Annotated in this window: 23 protein-coding genes; 15 read left to right on the top strand and 8 right to left on the bottom strand. The window is 68.2% G+C overall.

What is annotated here, in order from left to right; genetic code table 11:
• Positions 1-134: 134 nt before the first annotated feature.
• Genes HNO80_RS07350 through HNO80_RS07315 form a run of 8 tightly spaced genes read left to right on the top strand, consistent with a single transcriptional unit; the run spans position 135 to position 8,759 of the window.
• Positions 135-1,439 (top strand): sugar ABC transporter substrate-binding protein, encoded by a 1,305-nt coding sequence (locus HNO80_RS07350; protein WP_175322193.1) that lies wholly within the window; start codon positions 135-137, stop codon positions 1,437-1,439.
• Positions 1,436-2,416, top strand: a complete 981-nt coding sequence (locus tag HNO80_RS07345; RefSeq protein ID WP_175322192.1) for a carbohydrate ABC transporter permease — start codon at positions 1,436-1,438, stop codon at positions 2,414-2,416. The genes HNO80_RS07350 and HNO80_RS07345 overlap by 4 nt, the downstream gene beginning before the upstream one ends.
• Complete coding sequence (locus tag HNO80_RS07340; RefSeq protein WP_175322191.1) at positions 2,413-3,243, top strand: carbohydrate ABC transporter permease; 831 nt, start codon at positions 2,413-2,415, stop codon at positions 3,241-3,243. The genes HNO80_RS07345 and HNO80_RS07340 overlap by 4 nt, the downstream gene beginning before the upstream one ends.
• Entirely contained in the window at positions 3,240-4,739 is a 1,500-nt protein-coding gene (locus HNO80_RS07335; RefSeq protein ID WP_175322190.1) for a glycoside hydrolase family 3 N-terminal domain-containing protein, read from the top strand. Before HNO80_RS07340 ends, HNO80_RS07335 begins: the two co-directional genes overlap by 4 nt.
• Complete coding sequence (locus tag HNO80_RS07330; RefSeq protein ID WP_175322189.1) at positions 4,736-6,001, top strand: anhydro-N-acetylmuramic acid kinase; 1,266 nt, start codon at positions 4,736-4,738, stop codon at positions 5,999-6,001. The genes HNO80_RS07335 and HNO80_RS07330 overlap by 4 nt, the downstream gene beginning before the upstream one ends.
• Positions 5,998-6,918, top strand: coding sequence for an N-acetylglucosamine kinase (locus HNO80_RS07325; RefSeq protein ID WP_175322188.1), 921 nt, complete (start codon positions 5,998-6,000; stop codon positions 6,916-6,918). Before HNO80_RS07330 ends, HNO80_RS07325 begins: the two co-directional genes overlap by 4 nt.
• Positions 6,911-7,885 carry an N-acetylmuramic acid 6-phosphate etherase gene (gene murQ / locus HNO80_RS07320; RefSeq protein WP_349627267.1) on the top strand — a complete coding sequence of 325 codons (975 nt, stop codon included), beginning with the start codon at positions 6,911-6,913 and terminating at the stop codon, positions 7,883-7,885. Before HNO80_RS07325 ends, murQ begins: the two co-directional genes overlap by 8 nt.
• Positions 7,875-8,759: a MurR/RpiR family transcriptional regulator gene (locus tag HNO80_RS07315; RefSeq protein ID WP_349627266.1), complete on the top strand. Its 885-nt coding sequence runs from the start codon at positions 7,875-7,877 to the stop codon at positions 8,757-8,759. Before murQ ends, HNO80_RS07315 begins: the two co-directional genes overlap by 11 nt.
• Here HNO80_RS07315 and HNO80_RS07310 read toward each other — a convergent pair.
• On the bottom strand, positions 8,756-9,541 hold the full coding sequence (locus tag HNO80_RS07310; RefSeq protein ID WP_175322186.1) for a glucosamine-6-phosphate deaminase: 786 nt from the start codon (positions 9,539-9,541) through the stop codon (positions 8,756-8,758). The genes HNO80_RS07315 and HNO80_RS07310 overlap by 4 nt on opposite strands.
• A 94-nt stretch (positions 9,542-9,635) precedes the next feature.
• Complete coding sequence (locus HNO80_RS07305) at positions 9,636-10,322, bottom strand: TrmH family RNA methyltransferase (protein WP_175322185.1); 687 nt, start codon at positions 10,320-10,322, stop codon at positions 9,636-9,638.
• A gap of 52 nt (positions 10,323-10,374) precedes the next feature.
• Here HNO80_RS07305 and HNO80_RS07300 point away from each other — a divergent pair, with 52 nt between their 5' ends.
• On the top strand, positions 10,375-11,241 hold the full coding sequence (locus HNO80_RS07300) for an HAD-IIA family hydrolase (RefSeq protein WP_175322184.1): 867 nt from the start codon (positions 10,375-10,377) through the stop codon (positions 11,239-11,241).
• A gap of 26 nt (positions 11,242-11,267) precedes the next feature.
• Here HNO80_RS07300 and HNO80_RS07295 read toward each other — a convergent pair whose 3' ends face one another.
• From HNO80_RS07295 to pyrE, 4 genes are all read right to left on the bottom strand, one after another.
• A complete protein-coding gene (locus HNO80_RS07295; protein ID WP_175322183.1) occupies positions 11,268-12,308 on the bottom strand; it encodes an alpha/beta fold hydrolase in 1,041 nt (346 codons plus the stop codon).
• A gap of 114 nt (positions 12,309-12,422) precedes the next feature.
• Complete coding sequence (locus tag HNO80_RS07290) at positions 12,423-12,974, bottom strand: hypothetical protein (protein WP_175322182.1); 552 nt, start codon at positions 12,972-12,974, stop codon at positions 12,423-12,425.
• 96 nt (positions 12,975-13,070) lie between these two features.
• Entirely contained in the window at positions 13,071-13,838 is a 768-nt protein-coding gene (locus HNO80_RS07285) for a GAF and ANTAR domain-containing protein (RefSeq protein ID WP_175322181.1), read from the bottom strand.
• 106 nt (positions 13,839-13,944) lie between these two features.
• Positions 13,945-14,529, bottom strand: coding sequence for an orotate phosphoribosyltransferase (gene pyrE, locus HNO80_RS07280; protein WP_175322180.1), 585 nt, complete (start codon positions 14,527-14,529; stop codon positions 13,945-13,947).
• A gap of 147 nt (positions 14,530-14,676) precedes the next feature.
• Here pyrE and acsA point away from each other — a divergent pair, with 147 nt between their 5' ends.
• The 5 genes from acsA to HNO80_RS07255 are packed head-to-tail and all read left to right on the top strand — an operon-like array spanning position 14,677 to position 20,202.
• On the top strand, positions 14,677-16,563 hold the full coding sequence (gene acsA, locus HNO80_RS07275; protein WP_175322179.1) for an acetate--CoA ligase: 1,887 nt from the start codon (positions 14,677-14,679) through the stop codon (positions 16,561-16,563).
• 8 nt (positions 16,564-16,571) lie between these two features.
• Complete coding sequence (gene pdhA / locus HNO80_RS07270) at positions 16,572-17,579, top strand: pyruvate dehydrogenase (acetyl-transferring) E1 component subunit alpha (protein WP_175322272.1); 1,008 nt, start codon at positions 16,572-16,574, stop codon at positions 17,577-17,579.
• A complete protein-coding gene (locus HNO80_RS07265; RefSeq protein WP_175322178.1) occupies positions 17,576-18,556 on the top strand; it encodes an alpha-ketoacid dehydrogenase subunit beta in 981 nt (326 codons plus the stop codon). The genes pdhA and HNO80_RS07265 overlap by 4 nt, the downstream gene beginning before the upstream one ends.
• On the top strand, positions 18,549-19,946 hold the full coding sequence (locus tag HNO80_RS07260) for a dihydrolipoamide acetyltransferase family protein (RefSeq protein WP_175322177.1): 1,398 nt from the start codon (positions 18,549-18,551) through the stop codon (positions 19,944-19,946). The genes HNO80_RS07265 and HNO80_RS07260 overlap by 8 nt, the downstream gene beginning before the upstream one ends.
• Before the next feature lie 13 nt (positions 19,947-19,959).
• Positions 19,960-20,202: an acyl carrier protein gene (locus HNO80_RS07255; protein ID WP_175322176.1), complete on the top strand. Its 243-nt coding sequence runs from the start codon at positions 19,960-19,962 to the stop codon at positions 20,200-20,202.
• Positions 20,203-20,279: 77 nt separating this feature from the next.
• On the opposite strand, the gene HNO80_RS07250 is transcribed toward HNO80_RS07255, so the two are convergent.
• On the bottom strand, positions 20,280-21,533 hold the full coding sequence (locus tag HNO80_RS07250) for an FAD-dependent oxidoreductase (protein ID WP_175322175.1): 1,254 nt from the start codon (positions 21,531-21,533) through the stop codon (positions 20,280-20,282).
• Positions 21,534-21,726: 193 nt separating this feature from the next.
• Here HNO80_RS07250 and nadE point away from each other — a divergent pair, with 193 nt between their 5' ends.
• Positions 21,727-22,551, top strand: coding sequence for an NAD(+) synthase (nadE, locus tag HNO80_RS07245; protein WP_175322174.1), 825 nt, complete (start codon positions 21,727-21,729; stop codon positions 22,549-22,551).
• A gap of 24 nt (positions 22,552-22,575) precedes the next feature.
• Here nadE and HNO80_RS07240 read toward each other — a convergent pair whose 3' ends face one another.
• Positions 22,576-23,556, bottom strand: a complete 981-nt coding sequence (locus HNO80_RS07240) for a plastocyanin/azurin family copper-binding protein (protein ID WP_175322173.1) — start codon at positions 23,554-23,556, stop codon at positions 22,576-22,578.
• Positions 23,557-23,666: the final 110 nt, after the last annotated feature.

Raw genomic sequence — 23,666 nt, 5'->3', positions numbered from 1 at the left:
CTGTGGAGTCCCGATCTCCAGCAGAGACGTCCGCATTCAGAAAATAATTTGCGTGACTTGCATCACGCATGGATAATTATTTTCACATCAGCTGGACCGGGTCGTCCGCTATCACGTTTCAATGAGGAGACTGCATGCACAAGCGCTATCTTTCCGCCGCCATGGCCGCCGTCGTCGCCCTGGCACTGTCAGCCTGTGGCGGCGCCGCGGGCGGCGGTTCCACAGGCGGCGCAACGGACGCCAAAGGCCAAACACTCAACGTCTGGATCATGAAAGGCACCAACCCCGATTCCGAGGCGTTCTTCGACTCCGTCGGCCAGGAGTTCACGAAGGAGACCGGCGCGAAGCTCAACGTCGAATACGTGCAGTGGGCCGGCGCCCATGACCGGTTCGTCACCGCGATCGCCGGCAGCACAACCCCGGATGTCGCCGAGACCGGGAACACATGGACGGCAGAGTTCGCCGATTCAGGTGCGCTTGCCCCGATTGGCGACAAGGTGAAGGAAGCCGGCCTCGACGGGGACCTCGTCAAAGGCCTCGCCGAATCCGGCACCTACGACGGCGAGCTGTACGGTATGCCCTGGTACGCCGGGGTTCGCTCGATCATTTACCGGACAGACGTGTTCAAGGAGCTTGGCCTGACCCCGCCCACCAACTGGCAGGAACTCGTTAACGTGGCCACGGTCATCAAGACCAAGCGCCCGGATCTGATTCCCTTCCCGGTCCCCGGCGACGCCGAGATGCTCGCCTATCCGTGGGTTTGGGGCGCGGGCGGCGACGTGTCGGTCCAAAAGGGCGACAACTGGGAGTCCGGGCTGGCCAGCGACAAGGCACGCGAGGGCATCCGCTTCTACACGGACCTGGCCACCAAACACGGCTTCTCCACCGCTGGTGCGACCACCTGGAAGGAGACCGACGTGCTCGACAACTTCACCCAGGGCAAGGTCGCCATGGCGATCTCCGGCTCGTGGACGCCGGCGACCATCCTCGCGAAGGCCCCGGCACTCAAGGGCAAGCTGGGCGCTATCCCCATCCCCGGCAAGGACGGCGGCATCAGCCCTTCGGTCCTGGGCGGGTCGCACCTGAGCGTCTTCAACACGGCCAAGAACAAGGACCTCGCCTGGGCCTTCGTCAAGTTGATGAGCACCGGCAAGTTCGCCCGGGAGTGGGCCAGCAAGAGCGGTTACTTCCCCGGCCAAAAGTCGCTGCTGGACGACACCATTAAGTCGGATGACCCGCTGGTGAAGTCATTCGCCAAGCAAATGGTCGACGGCGGCGCTTCCGTTCCCGTCACGCCCAAGTTCGGTGCGGTTCAGGCCAAGAAGACCACCAACTCGATGATCCAAGCCATCCTCTCCGGCCAGAAGACCGTCGATGAGGCCACGTCGAGTGCCGCGGCCGAGATGGACGCCATCATGAACGGCAAGAAGACCCCATGACCGTAGGGCTCAAGCAGCCGCCCGTGGACGAGGGACGCAAGCCCCAGCCGTCCGCGGGTGGCCGCCCGCCGAAACGCCGGCGGCTCCTCACCATGGCCAAGGCCAGGCCGTGGCTGCTGCTCGCCCCCGCGCTGATCCTGCTGGCCGGCCTTCTGCTCTGGCCGCTCGCACGGGTCTTCATCTTCTCCTTGCAGGATTACGGCCTGCGGCAGATCGTCAGCGGCAAGACCAAATTCATCGGTCTGGACAACTACGCCGAGGTCTTCGGGGACTCCTCCCTGTGGACCGTGGTGCTGCCCAACACGATCGGCTTCGCCATCGTGGCGGTCGCCTCGACCGTCATCTTCGGGACACTGGTCGCCCTGCTCATGGCCTCACTCAGCCCGCTCTGGCGCACTGTCGTCGGGAGCGCCGTTATGGTCGCCTGGGCCATGCCGGCGGTCACCGGAACGTATGTCTGGATCTGGATCTTCGACGCCGATCAAGGGCTCGTCAACGCGACCCTCAAGGGCCTCGGCCTCATGGACGAATCGTTCAACTGGTTCACCAACCCGGTGACGTTCTACGGGATCGTGGCGTTGAACATCGTGCACCATGGCTTCCCGTTCGTCGCCATCACCGTGCTCGCCGGCCTGCTGGGAGTGCCGAAGGAGATGCTTGAGGCCGCGGAGATGGACGGGGCCGGCCCGATCCGGCGCTTCTTCCAGATCACATACCCCACCATCAAGCCGGTGTTTTCGGTTGTGGTCATCCTCTCAACCATCTGGGACTTCAAGGTGTTCGCCCAGATCTACCTCATGCCCGGCGGGTCAGGATCCAATCGGGAGGTGCTCAACCTCGGCGTCTGGTCATACGTTGAGTCGTTCGGGCAGAACCGCTACGGCTTCGGAGCGGCCATCGCCGTGCTCCTGACGGTGCTGCTCCTGATCATCACCGCCATCTACGTCCGCACCCTGTTCAAGGAGGAAAAGGTATGAGGCACCGCTCGCTCAGCCGGAGGCTGGTCAAGGCCGCCCTGGTTGCCCTCCTCCTGGCCTTCACACTCTTCCCCGCGTACTGGATGATCTCCAGCTCCTTTGACGCGCAGGCCTCCAGCGGCGGCCAGTCCCTGCTTCCGCAGGAGTTCACTCTCGCCAACTACCAGTACGTGCTTACCGAAGGCGGGTTCGGCACCTTCCTTCGCAATTCGGCCGTCGTCGCATTCTTCACGGTGACCATCTCGGGAATTGTGGCGCTGCTGGCCGCCGTCGCGGTGGCGCGCTTCCGTTTCAAGTTCCGCACCGGCATCCTGATCATGGTGCTCACCGTGCAGATGGTGCCGCTTGAGGCCCTGGTGATCCCCCTGTTCGTGCAGGTGCGCGACCTGCAGCTGCTCAACTCGCTGGTCGGGCTCGTCATTGTCTATCTGGCCTTCTCCCTGCCGTTCGCGATCTGGATGCTGCGCGGCTTCGTCGCCGCCGTCCCGGTCGAGCTGGAAGAGGCGGCCTATATCGACGGCGCCAGCTGGGGACGCATGTTCCGCTCGGTCCTGCTGCCGCTCGTGGCACCCGGGCTTGTCGCGACCAGTGTCTTCTCCTTCATCGTTGCCTGGAACGAGTTCATCTTTGCGATGACCCTCCTCGGCGGGGCAGCCGAGAACTACACCGTGGCGATCGGCCTCAAACAATTCTTCGGCGTCCATGCCAACGATTGGGGACCGGTCATGGCCGCCTCGACCATTATCACCATTCCGGTGATGGTCTTCTTCGTCCTCGTCCAGGGCAAGCTCAGCAATGGCCTGGTGGCAGGAGCCGTGAAGGGATGACCGCAGCCACAGACCCCACCCTGCGCCGGCTCGTCAACGGCGTTCTTTGGCCAGGGTTCACCGGCCACCGCGTTCCCCCCTGGCTGGCCCGGGCGCTCGACGAAGGCCTCGCCGGCGTGGTCTACTTCGGCCAGAACATCGACGCGTGGGACGCCGGACAGCCGGCACGGCTCTCTGCCGAGCTTCGGAGCATTCGGCCCGGAGTCCTCATCGGCATCGATGAGGAGGGCGGCAGCGTGTCCCGGCTCGACGCTGCACGGGGATCACTCCTCCCGGGGCACGCGCAGCTGGGTCACCTCGACGACGCCGAGGCCACCCGGGCTGTGGGCCGGATGATCGGACGACGGGCCTCGTCAGCGGGCGTCAACGTTGTGCTGGGTCCGGTGGCCGATGTGAACACGAATCCGGCGAACCCGGTTATTGGCGTGCGGGCGTTCGGCCAGGACACGCCTCTTGTGTCGCGGCATGTCGCTGCCTTTGTCCACGGCCTGCAGGAATCCGCAGTGGCCGCCTGCGTCAAGCACTTCCCCGGCCACGGGGACACGCAGACCGATTCCCACCTGTCCCTGCCCCGGCTCAACCTCTCCTGGGCCGAGATCGAGCGTGACCATCTGCCGCCTTTCCACGAGGCAGTCGCCGCCGGAGTTCGGGCCGTGATGACAGCACACATTGTGGTGCCGGAATGCGGCGACCTGCCTGCGACCCTCAATCCGGCCATCCTCGCCGCCCTCCGCGGGACCGGCTTTGCCGGCACAATTGTGACCGATGCCCTCGACATGGCAGCAATCCGGGCGTCTTTCGGGGCCGGCCCGGGCGCCGTGCTCGCCCTGGCGGCCGGAGCCGAACTGCTCTGCATCGGCAATCCGTCCAACCTCGGGCCGAAGGGCGGCCGCAGTACCGACGAGGATGACTACCTTGAGGTGCGCAAGGCCCTCTTCGGGGCCCTCGACGACGGCGCGCTCACCGCTGGCGACCTTGAACGGGCCGGCGCATCGGCCGCGCGGCTGGCCCTGCCCGCCGGGCCCCCGGAGCCTGGGGGTTCAGCGCCGGGCATCGCCGACGCCGCGCTCATGGTCCGGGCGGCAATCACGGTGCACGGCGCCGCGTCAGTCGTTCAGCGCCGCCTGGCGCTGCTCGATCTAAGGGCACATGCCACCTTCGCCGTGGCATCCGCCGCCGATCCGTTTGCCGCGAGTCTCGCGCTCGATTTTGACCTGGACCGTTTCACGCCAGGTACCGACGACGCTGCGCTGACAGAGACCGTCGCGAGCCTCCCCCGCGGCACCGGCATGGCCGTGCTGGTGGACCGGATTGCCTGCGCGGGGGCGCAACGGGATGCCCTGACCCGGATAGCCGGACTCCGCCCGGACGCCGTCGTCATCAACGCCGGACTGCCCTCCAGTGAGGACCCGCCGCTCGCTCTTATTGACGCACGGGGAACCTCAAGGGTCACCGCGGACACCGTCCGCGACATTCTGCGCGGTGCTAAACCATGAGGATACTGTCCCTTCAGTCCGGGACTTCCGCCGACGGCATCGATGTAGCGATCGTCGATATCGATGCGGACAGCGCCCAGAGTGCCCGGAACGGCCGCACTCCGTGGCTGACCGTGCGCCCGCTGCTCACCCGCACCGTGGCTTGGGCCCCGGAACTGCGCACGCGCCTGCTCGCCCTGGCGGACGGGGGCCGCGTCGACGCCGAAGAGCTGTGCCGGCTGGACACCCTCGCTGGCCAGGAGTTTGCCTCAGCCGCTCGAGCCGCCATGCAGCACCTCGGCTCAGCCGTGGACCTGGTCGTCTCGCATGGACAAACGGTCTTCCACTGGGTCGACGGCACCCGCGCCCGCGGAACGCTGCAACTGGGCGAGGCCGCCTGGATCGCCGAGGCCGCCGCCGCGCCCGTACTGTCTAACCTCCGCGCGGCCGACATCGCAGCGGGAGGCGAAGGCGCTCCGCTGATGGGCATCTTCGACCGGGCCTGGCTGGCAGCATCGGAGGCCGACGACGGCACCCCCGCAGCGACCGTCAACCTGGGCGGGATCGCGAACCTGTCGGTCGTGACCTCCGGCGGGACCATGGTGGCCTGGGATACCGGTCCCGGCAACGTTCTGATCGACGCGGTTGTCGCCCGTGCCACGAACGGCGCCCGCGGCTTCGACGCCGACGGCAAGCTCGCGGCCGCCGGCCAGGTCGACGCCCGGCTCCTCTCCGCCCTGCTCCAGCATCCCTATCTCCAAAGGCCCGCGCCGAAGTCGACGGGTCGGGAGACGTTCGGGCTTCACTTCGTGGACTCCGCCCTCGCAGCGGCCAAAGGAGATTCTCCGCTGTCCCTTGAAGATCTCGTAGCAACGCTCACCCGGCTGACCGCCCGCTCCGTAGCGGACTCCCTGCACACCGGTACGGTCGAACGGCCCGGCCGGTTGATCGCCTCCGGCGGCGGCGTGCGCAACCCCTCACTGATGTCCGCCCTTGGTGCGGAAGTCGCCCGGAACGGAATCTCCCTGGTCTCCTCGGACGTCTGCGGAATTGAGCCCGACTTCAAGGAGTCGCTGATGTTTGCGCTGCTCGGTTTCCTCAGCTGGCACGGAGTTACGTGCGAACTGCCGGCCACCGCACCAGGCCGCGCCCGTGTGGCCGGGCAAATCGCCCCCGGACCGGGGCCGCTTCGGATGCCGGCGCCGCTGGCCGGCATCCGCGGCCTGCGCGTGCTGCCGATGGAAGCCCGCACTCCGGCTGCCGCCGCGGGGGCCTCGCGATGAGCGGGCCGACAGTGCTGGCTGTCGACCTCGGCAAGACGTCCTGCCGGGTCCGCCTCAGCCGCGGCGAAACGGCACTCGACGAGGCAACGCACGAGGGCGCACCGGGCCTTGCCGACGAACATGGCAAGGATTTGGCACGTTACGCAATCCTCGGCGCTGTGGCCCGCCTTGCTCGTGGCATCCCGGAACCGCCGGGCCTCGACTGCATCGGTATCGGCGCGGCCGGCGCCCTGGCAGCGCCGGATGCCGTGCGCGGTCTCCTGAAGGAGCTCAGGGCCGATTTCGACGTCCCCCTGGCCCTCATCAGCGACGGCCTTGCCGCGCATGTCGGCGCGTTCGCCGGCGGTCCCGGCACCGTCCTCATCGCAGGCACGGGGGCCGTCGTCTTCTCAGTCAACGACACAGGGCTAATTCGGCAGATCGACGGGCTGGGCCCGTGGCTCGGCGACGAAGGCAGCGGACGCTGGATCGGCCAGGAGGGGCTGCAGGCGGGCCTCCGTGCCGGGGACGGGCGTGGACCGGCAACCTCGCTCCGCGCCGCCGCTGCCGGCCTGGCCGGCGGCCTCCCCGCCCTGCCCGGCTGGGTCTCGTCCGCCGGCACCCCCGCGCGGACTATCGGCACGTTCGCCCCGACCGTCATCACCCACGCCACCCGAGGCGACGGCGTGGCGACAGCAATCGTCGCGGAGGCGTGCGCCCGGCTCGCCCGCACCTGCGCTGCGGCGGGAGCCGAGACCGGGCAAGTCTGCGCCGCTGGCGGTCTCGTGTCCCATCCCTACTTTCGCGCCGTCCTCGATGCGGCCCTGACCGATGTCGGCCTCTCCCTCATCTCCCCCCGGGGAGACGCCCTGGCCGGAGCCACCCTGATCGCCCACTCCCGTGCACTACCCCATGAGAAGAGAATCACCCGTGGCTAAGCCGCACCTCCATGATCAGCCTGAAAACGCCCCCCTCCGCGAATCACTGGCAACGCTCTCCACAGAACAGGTCAGCGACCGGCATCCGGATCTCGACATACTCTCGACCGCAGACCTCGTGCGCGCGATGAACGAGGAGGACGCCGCCGTCGCAGCCGCCGTCGACTGCTCCGGCCCCGCCATCGCAGCCACGATCGACGGCATAGTCAGCCGTATGAGCACCGGCGGACGCCTGATCTACGTCGGCGCGGGGACCGCCGGTCGGATGGGCATCCTCGACGCCAGCGAGGCGCCACCCACTTTCGGCACCAGCCGCGAACAGGTGATCGGCGTCATCGCCGGCGGTCCCGGCGCCATCCACGCCGCCGTTGAAAACGCCGAGGACGACGCCGACGCCGGCGCAGCCGACCTACGCGCTTTGGCCGTTTCGGCCGCGGACGCAGTGATCGGCATTTCCGCGTCCGGCCGCACACCGTATGTGCTCGGTGCCGTCAAATACGCCTCATCCGTCGGCGCGTTCACCGCCGGGCTCTCCTGCAACGCGCCGTCGGACCTCGGCCGGGCCTGCGACGTCGCCATCGACGTTGTCGTAGGCCCGGAAATCCTTACCGGGTCGACCCGGCTCAAGGCAGGCACGGCGCAGAAAATGGTCCTCAATATGCTGAGCACCATCACGATGGTCCGGCTGGGCAAGACGTACCGCAACCTGATGGTCGACATGCAGGCCACGAACGAGAAGCTGCGCGCCCGTGCCGAGAGAACCGTTATGCTGGCAACGCATGCGAGCGCGGTCGACGCCGCCCGAGCGCTCCATGCCGTCGATGGATCCGTCAAGGCGGCTATTTTGATGCTGCTGACGGATCTCGAACCAGGCGCCGCCATCCAGGTCCTGGCGGAGCACCGGGGGTTCCTCAACGAGGCCATCGGGGCGGCGCTGACCAACGAAGGGAGTGCGGGTGTCCGCTAATGCCTTGCTCATGCTGAGGCAGGCCCTGCCCGGCCTCAGCACAACGGAGTCCAGGGTTGCCCAGGCTGTCATTGACGATCCGACCATCCTTGACCGCACAATCACCGAGGTCGCTGCACTGTGCAGGACCTCGCCGGGCACGGTGGCACGGTTCTGCCAGAAACTTGGCTTCTCGGGCTACCGGGACTTCCGCATCGAAGTAGCGGCGGCAGCAGGCCGTGAGCAGGCACAGCGCGATCGCTTCAAGGTCGATGACGGCGAAATCAACCGGACCGACAGCGCCGAAGACGTGGTCACCAAAATCGCCTACCAGGAGGTGCTGGCGATCGAGGAGACGGCTAAGGCGCTTGACCTCGAGACCCTTGACCGGGTCGCGGCAGCCATCGCAGCCTCCACCCGCATAGACGTCTATGGCTCCGGTTCGAGCGGCCTGACCGCCCAGGACCTGCAGCAGAAGCTGTATCGAATCGGGCTGTCGGCGACCGCCTTCTCCGACATGCACCTCGCCTGGGCATCCGCGGCTCTCCAACGCCCGGGCGGCGTCGCCCTTGCCGTCTCCCATTCCGGCCTCACCACCGAGACGTGCAATGCGCTGAAGATCGCGCGCGCCGCTGGCGCAACGACGGTGGGAATCACCAATTTCCCCGATTCGCCGTTGACCGACTACTGCGATTTCGTCCTCACCACCCAGACTCGGGAGAACCGTTATCGCGCGGGTGCCATGTCCAGCCGGATCGCCCAGCTGGCCGTAGTGGACATCCTCTTCGTGCGAATCGCCCAATCAATGTACGACGACATGACTGAGTCGCTTCGGCTCACCTACGAGGCGGTCCGGAGCCACCGGAGGCAGCCGGACGATCGGTCCGCAAGCTAGATCCCCTGCCACGCCGGCTTGTTTGCCCAGGCATAGCGGAAGTAGTCGAGGTTCGCGAGCAGGCCTGCCGCCGCCTCGTCGACGACCACGGTGACGTGCGGATGCAGCTGAATTGCCGAGCCTGGCTGGCTGGACGTGACCGGGCCCTCGACGGCGGCAGCCAGCGCAGCCGCCTTGCCCGCCCCGAAGGCGAGCAGCACAAGGTGGCGCGCACGCAGGATGGTGCCGATCCCTTGGGTAATGCAGTGGATCGGCACCTCGTCGGGCGAGGCGAAAAACCGGGCGTTGTCCGCCCGCGTCTGAGGCGTGAGCGTCTTCACTCGGGTCAGCGATGCAAACGAGGAACCCGGCTCGTTGAAGCCCAGATGACCGGTGCGACCGATCCCGAGGAGTTGCAGGTCCACTCCCCCGGCGTCGATGATCGCTTGCTCGTATTCGGTTCCGGCGGCGGGCAGCGCAGCCAAGTCATTGCTGGGCACCCGGATATTGCTCGGCGTGAGCCCGAGCGGCGCCACGACCTCACGATCAATGACGGCGCGGTAGCTCTCCGGGTGCCCCGCCGGCAGGCCGACGTACTCGTCGAGCGAAAAGCCGCGCACCATGCCGACGTCCAAGGGGCGCGCACTAAGCGAGCGGCCCAGCGCCTGGTAGACAGTCAGCGGCGTCGACCCGGTCGCGAGACCCAGCACCGCGTCGCGCTTGGCCTCGATCAGGGCACGTATCGACTCTGCGACGAGTTCGCCTGCAGCCTGCTCGTGCTCAACCACAATGACTTCGGCCATATAGAACCCCACCTCGGATGATTGCTTTTGACCTAATAGTACCCATTTCAATCAGCATTAGTCAGCAGGGGCTCTAAGGCCGGGCGAACGGCCGCTACCCCGGGAGTTGGTTGAAGACGTGCCGGCGGATCCAGGCGTGCATCGCGATCGCGGCCGCGGAGGCGGCGTTGATCGAGCGGGTGGAACCGAACTGCTCGATCGAGAGCGTCGCGACGGCGGCCTCGTGGACCTCCGGCGTCAGGCCCGGACCTTCCTGGCCGAATACCAGCACGCAGTCCCGGGGCAGCTCGTAGGTTTCCAGCGGGACGGAATCGGGGAAGATGTCGATCCCGATCACGGCCAGCCCCTCCCCCTGCGCCCAGGCGACGAAGTCCTCCACGGTGGCGTGGTGGCGGACGTGCTGGTAGCGGTCGGTGACCATCGCCCCGCGGCGGTTCCACCGGCGTCGTCCGATGATGTGGACTTCCTTGGCCAGGAACGCGTTGGCGGTGCGGACGACGGTACCGATGTTCATGTCGTGCTGCCAGTTTTCGATCGCGATGTGGAAGTTGTGGCGCCGCGAATCCAGCTCGGCGACGATCGCCTCGTGCTTCCAGTAGCGGTATTTGTCCACCACGTTGCGGCGGTCGCCGTCCGCGAGCAGGTCCGGGTCCCAGTGCCCGCCTTCCGGCCACGGTCCCTGCCAGGGGCCGACGCCGACCTCCGCCTTGGGCTCCGCCTCGCCGTCCGGAGCGGCCGGGGTACCGGCAGGAGGTTCGCTGGGAGTCTCGGGTTCAGTCACGCCTCAACATTAGACTGGGACCTGTTGCGGCACACTATCGACGGAGGGCACCATGGCGGATCAGTACGAAGACCACGGGACAGAGCAGCGTTCAGACTCCGACGACGTGCGGTCCACCTCCTCGGTGTACCGCAGCGGCCAGGAGATCGAGTGCTGGCTGACGGACATGGACGGCGTGTTGGTCCACGAAAACCAGCCAATCCCCGGCGCCTCGGAACTCATCCAGCGCTGGGTGGACACGTCCAAGCGGTTCCTGGTGCTGACCAACAACTCCATCTTCACGCCCCGGGACCTCGCCGCCCGGCTGAAGAGCTCCGGCCTGGAAATCCCGGAGGAGAACATCTGGACCTCGGCCCTGGCCACGGCGCAGTTCCTCAAGGACCAGGTGCGCGGTTCCGAATCCGGCAACCGCGCGTACACGATCGGCGAGGCCGGGCTGACGACGGCGCTGCATGAGGCGGGCTTCATCCTCACCGACCAGGACCCCGACTTTGTGGTGCTCGGCGAGACCCGGACCTACTCCTTTGAAGCCATCACCATGGCCATCCGCCTGATCCTGGGCGGCGCCCGCTTCATCGCGACCAACCCGGACGCCACCGGGCCGTCCAAGGACGGACCGATGCCGGCCACCGGTGCGATCGCCGCGCTCATCACCAAGGCGACCGGCCGCGAACCCTACATTGTGGGCAAGCCGAACCCGATGATGTTCCGTTCGGCGATGAACCAGATCGACGCGCATTCGGAGACCACCGCCATGATCGGGGACCGGATGGACACGGACATCATTGCCGGCATGGAGGCGGGGCTACACACGGTGCTGGTGCTCAGCGGCATCACGCACAAGGACGACATTGCGGCCTACCCGTTCCGGCCCAACCAGATCCTGAACTCGGTCGCGGACCTGAAGAACCAGATCTGAGCGGACCGGGCGGGGCCGCCCTCGGGCTAGAAGGCGGTCTTCTTGCCGCCGCCGGACGCCAGCGGCAGGAACTCGTCCTGGAGCTCTTCGATGAGCGGCCGGTAGACCGAGGGGTTCCACTGCGGGCTGGCGTGCGCCGGCCGCGCCCCGTCCGTCCGCAATGAATCCGAGACCATGTTCGCCTTGAACCGCAGCATCCAGGTGTCCCGCGCCGTCTCGTAGCTCACGGTCTGGTCCCCGGGATTGCCGATGAATGCCATCTTCGCGTCCCCCAGCTTGCCGACGAAGCGGTTCAGGTCAAAGTGGTAGATGTAGGCCGATTCGGTCTGGATCAGCACGCTGGACGGGGCGATCGGCGAGAGCTGTTCCAGGGTCTGGTCCAGCACCTGGCCCCAGCTGCGTTCATGCTTGTTCAGCATCCGTTCGCCGAGTTCGTAGCCGCCGCGCAGCACGGTGGGGAACCGGAATCCGCTCTCGTACAGGAACACCACCCCCTCGAACCAGCTCTGGTCCAGGACGTCATACCGGCTGGATGGGCTGGAGTCGAGCAGGATGAACGCCACCTTGACGCCGTGCAGTTCCAGCAACCGGGCGGCGACTTGCACCGCCACCATCCCGCCGAAGCTGTGGCCGTAGAAGTAGACGGTGTCGAGCTGGTGGGCGCGGATGTGCTCGATGACCGCGATCACGATCTTGTCGATGTCCAGGCCGACGTTGGAATAGCCGACGGCGGCCAGTTGGCCCCGCTTGGTCAGCGCACCGCGCAGCGAGTTCAGGATCCACTGCGCCTCTTCCCAGCTGGTCTTGTACCCCGGGAAAAGGAACCAGCTGGCGTGGGGGAAATACAGCTCAGCGACGTCGTCGGGCACCGGGAGGATCTTGTTCACCCGCCGCTCGGCCTGCACCTGGCGGGTGAACAGCATGTCCCCGGCCAGGACTGAGGCGACACCGGCGCCGATCAGGAAGTTCCGCCGCGAAAACCGTTCGAGTTCAGCGGCATGCCGGAGCACGCGGGCCTCGGCGTCCCGGGGTTCCCGCCCGTCGTTCGCTTCCGTCTCATGCGGCACACCTCTACCGTAGCCACTGCGCCGGTGCAGCAGAAAACGGAGGGTGAAACAGCGATCCCGTGACCCCGCGGCGGCTCAAGGAGGGGCGGCGTCGGGATGCCGGGAGGGCTCGGCCTAGGCCGGTTCGGGCGCGCGCCCGACTTCGCGCCGGGCGAGTTCGAGGCTGATGTCCTCGTACCTGGCCAGGAGCTCCGAGGGCGCACCGTTCCGCGGATCATCCAGCTTGCCGAAGACACAGTCGCTGGCGGCCAGCAGCTCATCGTCGGAGTAGCGGGCCAGCGGGCGTGTCCCGGACGGATTAATGGAGGCCACGAATTCCGCGGAGAGGTCCAGCGGCTGGAACACCCTTCCGAAGTCGTCGCCGAACATCTGCAGTTCAAGCGAAACCCCGGCAGCGACGGGCATGGCCCCGGCAACCTCGAGTTGACCGGGTCCTCCGTCAATGGCGTTGAGGTCGTTGCGCAGGCCGGCAAGGGCGGCTGATTCCACGAATTCGGCGTGCGCGAGGTCGACGCGGATGTGGGAGCTGATGCCCATGCGGCGGATGCGCTGGATCAGCTGCATCAGGGCGGGGCGGGAATCCTGGCTGAGGCTGCCCCGGACATCGATCCGGATGACGTCTGCGGCGACATCGAGCTTCACCTGGGCATTAAGAGATTGGTCCATAGGTACTCCAAAGTAAGTGTCTATGGCCGACGGCTCAACCTCACTCAGCGTAACGGCGGGATGGGGTGGGCACAAGTCCCCGGATTAGCCGGCTTGTTATCCGGCGGCCTGCCGTCCCGGCTCCTGGAAGTGCGTCCGGGTCGCCGAACCGCCAACGGACTCCACCAGCGAGGTGGCAATGTCGCGCAGTTTCACGTTGCCGTGGCTGGACGCGTCGGTGAGGATCTGGACCGCCGTTTCCTGGCTGCAGCGGTTCTGGGCCATCACGATGCCGATCGCCATGTCGATGACCGTGCGGGATTCCAGCGTGGCCCGCAGGTTCGTGGCGCTGTCCGTGTGCAGGGAAAAGCGCACGGCCATGCGCAGCGCCTGGGAGATCTGCCGGGTGAAGTCACGCGCCCGGGCTGCGACGTCGCCGTCGAACTTGTGCGGCGCGTCCGAATACAGGTTCAGCGCGGCCTGGGCTTCGCCTTGCAGGTGGAACGGCACCGAAAGCACCGAGCGCAGTCCATGCGAGGCGACGGCGGTGGCGTAGTCGGGACCCCAGCGGTCTTCCTCGAAAAGGTCCGGGACGTAGACCTCGCGCTCTTCCTGCGCCGCCGTCAGGCAGGGACCCTGCGCCAGCCGGTACTGGATCTCGTCCACTTCCCGGGCGGACTCGCTGCTCCAGCCGATGGTCGCAGCCTTCCGGTCCCGCAGCAGGGTGATCCCGCACAGCGCGTCGTCGCCCTTGCCGGCCACCTGGTGCGCGGAAAAACGTGCGAGTTCATTGAGGAACTCTTCGAAGTCGGTGCTGTCGAGGATGAGGTTCTGGACCTGGTCGACCGTGCTGACGGTGGCAGGGTATTCCTGGGGCGGGAGCATAGCGCGTTTCTCCAACTACGGGTACAGAGGTACCGATGGGGGTATTTAAGAAATGATAAGTCACCCCCAAAGCACCGTCCACACGTGTCCGCCGCCGGTGAAACCCCTAGCTCAGGCCCAGTTCGTCCTTACCGAAAGCGAACAGGTAGGGGACGCCGGCTTCGGCTTCGATCTTTTCCTTGGCGCCGGTGTCGCGGTCCACGATCACGGCGACGGCCACGACGTTGCCGCCGGCCTTCCGCACGCCCTCGACGGCCGTCAGCGCCGAGCCGCCCGTGGTGGAGGTGTCCTCGAGGACCAGGACCTTGCGGCCCTCAACCGAGGGCCCCTCGACCTGGCGGCCCATGCCGTAGGACTTCTGGGCCTTGCGGACGACGAAGGCGTCCACCGGGCGGCCGGCGTCGACGGCGGCATGCATGACGGCGGTGCCCACCGGGTCCGCCCCCATCGTCAGTCCGCCGGCGCACTCAAAGTCGATCCCGGCGTCGTCCAGCAGGGACAACATGACCTGGCCGACGAGCTTGGACGCCTCGTGGTGCAGGGTGATGCGGCGCAGGTCGATGTAGTAGTCGGCCTCGGCGCCGCTGGAGAGGATGACCTTGCCGCGGACGACGGCCAGCTCCTTGATCAGTTCCAGGAGGCGGGCACGGGCGGCAGCGGCGTCGGCTGCAAAGTCACTGGTGGCAGTCATGGGACCCAGTTTAGTGGCAGGCGCTGGCCCGGATCCCAGTCCGGACGCCAGATGTCGGCGCCCGCGGCGGCTTCCTCCCGGGCCGGGACGCGGGGCACGGGACTTACGGCACTGGCCGCCGGCGCGGGGCGGGCGTCCGATGTAAGCATGACGGCAGGAACCGAACCTTCCACCCGCTGGCCGGCAATCCCCAAGGACCCCGGCAGCTTCCGGGTCCGGCCCAACCTCTTGGATTATGACGCCAGCTGCGCGGCGTTCTCCTGGGATCACGCCCGCAGGGAGCTGTCCGGCCTGCCGGATGGCCGGGGCCTCAATATCGCCTTCGAGGCCGCCGACCGGCATGCGGCCGGCGGGCTCGGCGGCCGCGAGGCGCTGCGCTTCATCCGGGCCGACGGGAGCTGCCATTCGCTCAGCTACGCGGAGCTGGCAGAGCAAAGCAGCCGGTTCGCCGCGGTGCTGCACAGCCTCGGCGTCGGGCGCGGCGAGCGCGTCTTCTCGCTCACCGGCCGCAACCCTTCCCTGTACATCGCGATGCTCGGCACCTTCAAGAACGCCAGCGTGTTCTGTCCCCTTTTTTCGGCCTTCGGGCCGGAGCCCGTGCGGCAGCGGCTGCAGCTGGGGTCCGGACGCGCGCTCATCACCACCCGGGCGCTCTACCGGCGGAAGGTGGCGCAGCTGCGCGACTCGCTCCCGGAGCTGCGGCATGTGCTGCTGATCGACGCCGACGGCGACCCGGAACCGGGCACCCTGGACCTGGCCGGGCTGATGCAGACGGCCCCGGCCGACGGGCAGATCGCGGCAACCCGGCCCGAGGACATGGCGCTACTGCACTTCACGTCCGGCACCACCGGGACACCGAAGGGCGCCATCCACGTGCACGACGCCGTCACCGCCCACCACGCGACCGGCACCTTCGCGCTGGACCTGCATCCGGAGGACATCTACTGGTGCACGGCCGATCCCGGCTGGGTGACCGGCACGTCCTACGGGGTCCTGGCCCCGCTCAGCCACGGCGTGACGAGCATCGTGGACGAGGAGGAGATGGACGCGGACCGCTGGTACCGGATCCTCGCCGAGCAGCACGTCAGCGTCTGGTACACCGCGCCCACCGCCCTGCGGATGCTGATGAAGGCCGGGGCGGACCGCGCCACGGGGCACGACCTGTCCGCCCTGCGCTTTGTCGCCAGCGTCGGAGAGCCGCTCAATCCGGAAGTCGTGGTCTGGGGCAAGGAGGCCTTCGGCCAGCCGGTGCATGACAACTGGTGGCAGACCGAAACCGGCGGCATCATGATTTCGAACTTCGCGGCCACCGAGATCCGCCCCGGTTCCATGGGCCGGCCGCTGCCGGGCATCGAAGCCGCGCTGGTGGCCCGGGACGCGCAGGACAAGCCGGTGCTCAGGGACGGGCAGGCGGTGCTGGTCACCGAGCCGGACACCATGGGTGAGCTTGCGCTGCGGCCCGGCTGGCCCTCGATGTTCCGCGGCTACCTGCACGAGGAGGAGCGCTACCGGAGGTGCTTCGTGGGCGGCTGGTACCTCACCGGCGACCTCGCCAAGCGCGACGCCGACGGCTACTACTGGTTCGTGGGCCGGGGCGACGACGTGATCAAGTCCTCGGGGCACCTGATCGGCCCGTTCGAGGTGGAGAGCTCGCTGATGGAACACGAGGCGGTGGCCGAGGCCGGCGTGATTGGCGTCCCGGACCCGGTGGCAGGCGAGGTGGTCAAGGCCTTCGTGGAGTTGCGCCCCGGCTGGGAGCCGTCCGAGGAACTGCAGCTGGATATCATCGGGTTCGCGCGCAAACGGCTGGGCCCCGCGGTGGCGCCCCGGCTGCTGGACTTCACCACGGCGCTGCCGAAAACCCGCAGCGGGAAGATCCTTCGGCGCCTGCTCAAGGCCCGCGAACTGGGGCTTCCGGAGGGCGACACGTCCACCATCGAGTCCCCGCTGGGAGCTGTGCCCGACGGCCAGCCCGACGGCGCACCCGGCACTACGGGCCGCGCACCCGGCACGGTTCCGGAGGGACTGCAGTGACCGGCCCGATGGCGGCTGCCGCCGGCCCGCTGGATCCCGCGCACGGCCGGCACCTGTTGCTGCAGATGCTGCGCGTGCGCCAGCTCGAGGAAAAGTGCGTCGAGCTGTACAGCGCCGCCAAGATCCGCGGCTTCCTGCACGTTTACATCGGCGAGGAGGCGGTGGCGGCCGGGGTGCTGGAAACCCTCACTCCGGAGGACGCCGTCGTCGCCACCTACCGGGAACACGGCCACGCCCTGCTGCGCGGCGTGTCCGCCGGCTCGATCCTTGCCGAGATGTACGGCTTCGTGGAGGGCTGCTGCCGCGGACGCGGTGGCTCCATGCACCTGTTCGACGCCGCCACGCGATTTTACGGCGGGAACGCGATCGTCGCCGGCGGCCTGCCGCTGGCCGTCGGGCTGGCGCTCGCGGACAAGATGGCCGGCCGGTCCCGCGTCACCGTTTGCTTTTTCGGTGAGGGCGCCGTCGCGGAGGGCGAGTTCCATGAGAGCCTCAACCTCGCCGCTCTCTGGCAGCTGCCGGTGCTGTTCTGCTGTGAAAACAACCTGTACGCGATGGGCACGGCGCTGGGCCGCTCCGAGTCGCAGACCGACATCGCGCTGAAGGCCGCCGGCTACGAGATTGCCGCCTGGGCCGTGGACGGGATGGACGTGCTGGCCGTCGAGGAGACCGCCCGTCGCGCCGTCGACGCGGTCCGAGCCGGCGGCGGGCCGCACTTCCTGGAACTGCGCACCTACCGCTTCCGGGCGCATTCGATGTTCGACCCGGAGCGGTACCGGGACAAGGCCGAGGTGGCGCGGTGGCTGGAGCGGGATCCGATCACGCTGCTGCGCTCCGCGATGGAGGCCGCCGGCCAGCTCACCGAGGCGGACTGGCAGCAACTGCAGGCCGACGCCGAGGCGGAAGTCGCGGCCGGCGTCGAGGTTGCGGAGGCCGGCAAGCCGGAGCCGCTCGAGGACCTCACGCGCTTTGTGTACAGCGACCCCGGCGCCTGGCAGGAAGGGGACGGGTCATGAAATCCAGCTACCGGGAGGCGCTTCGGGCCGGGATCCGCGAGGCGCTGCAGCGTGACGAGCGGGTTTTCCTGATGGGCGAGGATGTGGGTGCCTATGGCGGCTCCTTCGCCGTGAGCCTGGGCCTGCTGGAGGAGTTCGGGCCGGAACGGATCCGCGACACCCCGCTGTCCGAGTCCGGGTTCGTCGGCGCCGGGATCGGCGCCGCGCTCGGCGGGATGCGACCCATCGTGGAGATCATGACCGTGAATTTCAGCCTCCTGGCCCTCGACCAGATCGTGAACAACGCCGCGTCCCTGCTGCACATGTCCGGCGGCCAGTTCCACGTGCCGCTGGTGATCCGGATGACCACCGGCGCCGGCCGCCAGCTTGGCGCCCAGCACTCGCACAGCCTGGAGGGCTGGTACGCGCACATCCCCGGGCTGCGGATCCTCACCCCCGCCACCCTCGAAGACGCCCGCGGGATGCTGTGGACCGCGCTCCAGGACCCGGACCCGGTGCTGATCTTCGAGCACGGCTCGCTCTACAACGTCCCGGGCGAGCTCGCCGAGGACGCCGGCGCGGTGGACATCACCAGCGCCGCCATCCGGCGGCCCGGCGCCGACGTCTCACTCATCACCTACGGCGGGACGCTCCCCCTCACGCTCGAGGCCGCCGGGCAGCTCGCCGCCGAAGGCATCGACGCCGAAGTGCTGGACCTGCGCACGCTGCGACCGCTCGACGACGCCGCCATCCTCGCCTCGGTGGCCCGGACGCACCGTGCCGTGGTGGTGGACGAGGGCTGGCGCAGCGGCAGCATCTCCGCCGAAATCAGCGCCCGGATCAGCGAACACGCGTTCTTCGAGCTGGACGCGCCCGTGGGCCGGGTCTGCAGCGCCGAGGTGCCGATCCCCTACGCCAAGCATCTTGAAATCGCCGCCCTGCCCTCCGTGGAACGGGTCGTCGCGGCAGCTCGGGAGGCGGTCGGGGCGCGTGGGTGACTTCCTGATGCCCTCGCTCGGGGCCGATATGGAGCACGGCAAGATCGTCGAATGGCTGGTCAAGCCCGGCGACTACGTCCGCCGCGGGGACCTCGTGGCCGTGGTGGACACGGACAAGACCGTGATGGACGTCGAATCCTTCCAGGAGGGGGTGGTCGCGGACCTCCTGGTAGACATCGGCGAGACCGTACCGGTGGGGACGCCGCTGGCCCGGATCACGCAGACCCCGGCCGAGGTCGGGGCTCCCAGCCGCGAGGCACCGCCGCCCCGGCCCGTGGCCGCGAAGGTTGAGGCTGCGAAGCCGGCCCCTTCGCCGGAAGCGCCTCCAATCGCGCCTCCGGTCCGGCACCTCGCGCACCGGCTCGGCGTCGACACCGGACGGATCCACGGCACCGGCAAGGATGGCGCGATCACCCGCGCCGACGTGGAGCACGCAGTGGCCGCCCGGCCTGCAGGCACACGGCGGGTGCGGTCCTCGCCGCGGGCCAGGCGGCTCGCCGCCGAACTCGGCGTCGAGCTTTCGTCCGTCCCCGGCACCGGACCGGAGGGCGCCGTGACCGTGGAGGACGTACAGGCCGCCGCAGCCCGCCGGCCGGAGGCCGGTCCCCGGGAGGCAGGACCGCCGGCGGTTGCGCCGGAAGCGCCGGGGGCGGTTGTGCCAGAAGCGGGGGCTGTGCCGGAAGCGCGGGCCCCGGCTGCGGAGAAGCCCCCGGAGGGCCGCGAACGGGTGGCCACCCTGCGCCGGGCCATCGGGGCGCTGATGTCGCGCTCCAAGCAGACCATCCCGCACTACTACCTGAGCACCACCCTGGACCTGCGCGCCGCCGTCGGCTGGATGCAGACCGTCAACGCGCAGCGGCCGGTGGCGTCCCGGCTGGTGCCCTCCGCCCTCCTGCTCAAGGCGGCGGCGCTCGCGGCCAAGGACGTCCCGGAGGTCAACGGCTTCTATCTGGACGGGGCGTACCGGCCCAGCGCCGCGGTGCATCTGGGCGTCGCGGTGGCCCTGCGCCAGGGCGGCCTGGTGGCCCCCGCGATCCATGACGCCGACACCCTGGCCCTCGACGAGCTGATGGAACAGCTGCGGGACCTGGTCAGCCGCGCGCGGGCCGGACGGCTGCAGCGCGCCGAGATGGCGGACCCCACCATCACCGTGACGAATCTCGGGGACCTCGGCGTGGAGAGCGTCTACGGGGTGATCTATCCGCCGCAGGTGGCGATGGTGGGCTTCGGCCGCGTGCTGGAGCAACCCTGGGCGGAGAACGGGATGCTGGGCGTCCGGGCCGCCGCGATCGCCACCCTGTCGGCCGACCACCGGGTCAGCGACGGACTGCGCGGCGGCCGCTTCCTGGCCCGGATCCAAGAGTTGCTGCAGAAACCGGACGAACTGTGAAGACGGAGACACCATGAACGAACAGGATGCCCGGGCCGCGGTGCGTGCCGCGCTGGGGAAAGTCGCACCGGATGTTGAACTGGACGACGTCGGCGGCGACGCCCGGCTACGGCAGGACCTCGAGCTGGACTCACTGGATTTCCTGCGGCTCGTCGAAACCATCGACACGGCGACCGGCGTGGACATCCCGGAGCGGGACTATCCCGCGGTCGCCACCGTCGACGGCCTGATCAGTTACCTCGCCGCGCACGGCTGACGTGCATCCGCTGCTCCGTAACCGCCGTTTTGGGGGCGCTAAAGGGCACCTGCGGAGCAATGGACGGGAGTGAGGGGCTAGGCGTGCGGCTGGGGCCGGGCCTCGGCGCGGCGCGCGAAGGCGGGGGCGTGTTCGGGGCGGGGTCCGAAGGCGATAAACCGGGGAATGATCCGGCGAACCGCCGGAATCCGCCGGGCCAGGAAGAGCGCGGCGGCCGGAAATTTGGTGCGTTTTCCGGCCATGATCGGGCCGAAGACGGCGCGGTGCATGAGCCGCTGGCCGGTCTGCACGACGACGGTGGGGAGCCGCCGTCGTCGTTCGACGCGTCGGAGGTCCGCCGCCGTGACCCGGCCGCGGAGCAGCGCGGGGGCCAGGATCTCCGCCGCCGCCACGGCGTCCTGGATGGCGAGGTTGATGCCGACGCCGCCGGCCGGGGACATCGCATGCGCGGCGTCGCCGATGCAGAGCAGGCCGTTGATGTGCCACGACTGCAGCCGGTCCAGGCGGACGTCGAGCCAGTGCAGGTCATCGAGGGACCGGATGGCGTCCACCCGGTCCTCGAGGTCCGGCCGAAGCCCGGCGATCCGGCGCCGGAAGCCGTCGACGCCCTCCGCACGGATCCTGGCGTCGGTGCCTTTCGGGGCAAGGTAGCCCATTTGGTAGTAATCGTTGCGGGACAAGGCCACCAGCGCCTCCCCGGGGCCGAACGCCGGCACCAGCCCGGCCACCTCGCCACGTTCGGCAGGATACCGGGGCAGCCGGAACCACCAGGTGTCGAAAGGCACCGGAAACTCTTTCGGGGCCAGCCCGACGGCGGCACGCAACGCGGAGTGGCGGCCGTCCGTCGCAACCACCAGGTCGGCCCGGAGCTCGTCCTGCGTGCCGTCCGGGGTGCGGAACCGGACCCCGCGGACACGGCCCCCGTCGCGGACCAGCCCGGTGGCCGTGTGGTTCATGAGCAGGGTGAACCCGGGCTCCTCGGCAGCAGCTGCGGCCAGGAAGTTCAGGAAATCCCACTGCGGCATCATGGCGATGTAGTTGTACGGCGGCCGCAGGGAATCAAAGTCGCCCATGGTCACCGGCGGCCCGCCCGGGACCGGGAACACGACGCTCCGCAGGCGGCTTTGCGGCAGGCGGCGGAATTCCTGGCCGAGGCCGAGTTCGTCGATCAGCCGGATGGTGGATGGGTGCACCGTGTCGCCGCGGAAGTCGCGCAGGAAGTCCGCGTGCTTTTCCAGGACCGTCACCTGCACCCCGGCCCGGGCCAGGAGCAGGCCGAGCATCATCCCGGCCGGGCCGCCGCCCACCACCACGCATCCCGTCGTCTCCATGGCCATACGCTACGCCTGCGAGGGGTGCCGGCGGGAGGGGGTTTTCGCGGCGGTTCCGGACGCGGGCACCGCGGATCCGCGCAGCGCTGGCCCGGAAGCGCAGCGCATTCCGCCGCCGGAGCCGCCCCGGGCCACACACTGGCCGGCCGGCAACAGTTGAGCCTGATTGACACGGCTGGCTAGGCTGTGAGGCATGCGTGAACTCCAGGCGAAGATCATTGAAGAAATGGGCGTGCAGCCCCGGATCGACCCCGCCGGGGAGGTGCGCAAACGCGTCACGTTCCTCAAGGACTATCTCAAGGCCAGCCACACCAAGGGCTTCGTCCTGGGCATCTCCGGCGGCCTCGACTCCTCGCTGGCCGGACGGCTGGCGCAACTGGCGGTCGAGGAGCTCGAGGCCGAGGGCGAGGAGGCGAACTTCGTCGCGGTGCGGCTTCCCTACGGCGTGCAGCACGATGAGGACGACGCCCAGGCGGCCCTGGACTTTGTGCGGGCCAAGACGGAGTGGACCTTCAACATCTCGGCCGCGGTGGACGGCTTCGAGGATGAATTCGAAAAAACCGTGGGCAACGGCATTTCCGACTTCCACAAGGGCAACACCAAGGCCCGCACACGCATGATCGCCCAGTACGCCCTGGCCGGGGAGCACAACTACCTGGTGATCGGCACCGACCACGGCGCCGAATCCGTGACCGGATTCTTCACCAAATACGGCGACGGCGGCGCGGACATCCTGCCGCTGTTCGGCCTGAACAAGCGCCAGAACCGCGCCCTGCTGGCCGAACTCGGCGCCCCGGCCCGCATCTGGGAGAAGGTCCCGACGGCGGACCTCCTGGACCACAAGCCCGGGCGCACCGACGAGGAAGAACTCGGCCTGAGCTACGACCAGATCGACGATTACCTCGAAGGCCGCGACATCCCCGACGCCGCGGCCGAGCTGATCGAGCAGAAATACCTGCGGACCCGGCACAAGCGCACCGTCCCGGTCACCATTTTCGACACCTGGTGGAAGCAGTAACGCGCCCGTAGTCGCTCCGCCCGGTTACCTCCGGACTTCCACGGTGCCCACCATGCCCATGAAGTCATGCAGGCCGCAGATGTAGTCGAATTCGCCGGCCTTGGTGAAGGTCACGGTGAACTTGCTGTGCGGGGGCATGATTCCTGAGTTGAGGTCTCCACCGGCAAACTTGGCCGGGTTACCCCGGGGGACAAAGACATTGGCGGGTTCCTTGCCAAAGGTGACGGTGTGCGGGGCGCCCATACCGCTGTTGACGAACGTCACTTTCTCGCCCACACGGATTTCGACCTTCTGCTGGACGAAGCGCATCACCATGGACGTTCCGTTATCCGTTCCCGCGATCACGGTGTGCTCGTCCGCCTGGTCCCGGGCGTCCTCCCATGCCTGGCGTCCGTCCCGCAGGATGGCCCGTTCCTGCCTCGCCGACTGGCGGTCGTACTGCGCCTGGCTGTATGGGTAGTCGGTTCCGGCCGCCCGGACGTGGACTACTCCTTTCATGGCCATGCCGTGGACCAGGCAGTAATAGGTGAAGTTGCCCTTGTGCGGGAATGCCAGGGTGTATTTCGTGACTTGCTTGAAGCCACTGTCGGACACGTTGGTCATGACCCCGGAGTTGTAATACGAATGCCCGTCATAGGCCTTGCCGCCCCGCTGGTAGATGTTCTGCGGCAACGATGGGTTGAAGGGCTGGGTGGACCTCAGGGACTGGCCTTTAGCCAGGAACGTCACGGTATGGATCTCAGCGGAGTTGGCCTCCCAGGTGACCTTGTCGCCCGCGTTGATGTAAATGTTTCCGGGCAGGAAGGCCATGCCCTGGATGGCCTGGCTCGAGGATTCGGACCCGACCTGGACCGTCCACGTGCTGGCGGATTCTTCGCCACCCGCGACGGCGGCAGCATTGACGGTGGCAGCACTGACGGTGACTGGCAACACGAGCGCGGCGATGAAAGCGATGAGCACGCGCAGCAAGCGCGGCGCGTGAGGAGATTCTGCTCGGCGAGTCATGGGACTCATTCCTTTGTGGCTGGAGGATTGCAGCCGGGAAACCGGCTAATCTGGTGCGCCGACGCCGCTTCCCGCGGCGCCGTTTCGCTCCGGCCTGGACTGCGTCCGCC

This window comes from Arthrobacter sp. C9C5 (assembly GCF_013359735.1).
GTDB lineage: Bacteria > Actinomycetota > Actinomycetes > Actinomycetales > Micrococcaceae > Arthrobacter.
This window is presented reverse-complemented; position numbering and strand designations above follow the sequence as displayed.

What these genes read in the sequence shown, in the direction of transcription:
- HNO80_RS07350 (WP_175322193.1), top strand. Translation starts at nt 135, where the DNA reads ATGCACAAGCGCTATCTTTCCGCCGCCATGGCCGCCGTCGTCGCCCTG.
- HNO80_RS07345 (WP_175322192.1), top strand. Translation starts at nt 1,436, where the DNA reads ATGACCGTAGGGCTCAAGCAGCCGCCCGTGGACGAGGGACGCAAGCCC.
- HNO80_RS07340 (WP_175322191.1), top strand. Translation starts at nt 2,413, where the DNA reads ATGAGGCACCGCTCGCTCAGCCGGAGGCTGGTCAAGGCCGCCCTGGTT.
- HNO80_RS07335 (WP_175322190.1), top strand. Translation starts at nt 3,240, where the DNA reads ATGACCGCAGCCACAGACCCCACCCTGCGCCGGCTCGTCAACGGCGTT.
- HNO80_RS07330 (WP_175322189.1), top strand. Translation starts at nt 4,736, where the DNA reads ATGAGGATACTGTCCCTTCAGTCCGGGACTTCCGCCGACGGCATCGAT.
- HNO80_RS07325 (WP_175322188.1), top strand. Translation starts at nt 5,998, where the DNA reads ATGAGCGGGCCGACAGTGCTGGCTGTCGACCTCGGCAAGACGTCCTGC.
- HNO80_RS07310 (WP_175322186.1), bottom strand. Translation starts at nt 9,541, where the DNA reads ATGGCCGAAGTCATTGTGGTTGAGCACGAGCAGGCTGCAGGCGAACTC.
- HNO80_RS07300 (WP_175322184.1), top strand. Translation starts at nt 10,375, where the DNA reads ATGGCGGATCAGTACGAAGACCACGGGACAGAGCAGCGTTCAGACTCC.
- HNO80_RS07290 (WP_175322182.1), bottom strand. Translation starts at nt 12,974, where the DNA reads ATGGACCAATCTCTTAATGCCCAGGTGAAGCTCGATGTCGCCGCAGAC.
- HNO80_RS07285 (WP_175322181.1), bottom strand. Translation starts at nt 13,838, where the DNA reads ATGCTCCCGCCCCAGGAATACCCTGCCACCGTCAGCACGGTCGACCAG.
- pyrE (WP_175322180.1), bottom strand. Translation starts at nt 14,529, where the DNA reads ATGACTGCCACCAGTGACTTTGCAGCCGACGCCGCTGCCGCCCGTGCC.
- acsA (WP_175322179.1), top strand. Translation starts at nt 14,677, where the DNA reads ATGACGGCAGGAACCGAACCTTCCACCCGCTGGCCGGCAATCCCCAAG.
- pdhA (WP_175322272.1), top strand. Translation starts at nt 16,572, where the DNA reads ATGGCGGCTGCCGCCGGCCCGCTGGATCCCGCGCACGGCCGGCACCTG.
- HNO80_RS07265 (WP_175322178.1), top strand. Translation starts at nt 17,576, where the DNA reads ATGAAATCCAGCTACCGGGAGGCGCTTCGGGCCGGGATCCGCGAGGCG.
- HNO80_RS07255 (WP_175322176.1), top strand. Translation starts at nt 19,960, where the DNA reads ATGAACGAACAGGATGCCCGGGCCGCGGTGCGTGCCGCGCTGGGGAAA.
- HNO80_RS07250 (WP_175322175.1), bottom strand. Translation starts at nt 21,533, where the DNA reads ATGGAGACGACGGGATGCGTGGTGGTGGGCGGCGGCCCGGCCGGGATG.
- nadE (WP_175322174.1), top strand. Translation starts at nt 21,727, where the DNA reads ATGCGTGAACTCCAGGCGAAGATCATTGAAGAAATGGGCGTGCAGCCC.
- HNO80_RS07240 (WP_175322173.1), bottom strand. Translation starts at nt 23,556, where the DNA reads ATGACTCGCCGAGCAGAATCTCCTCACGCGCCGCGCTTGCTGCGCGTG.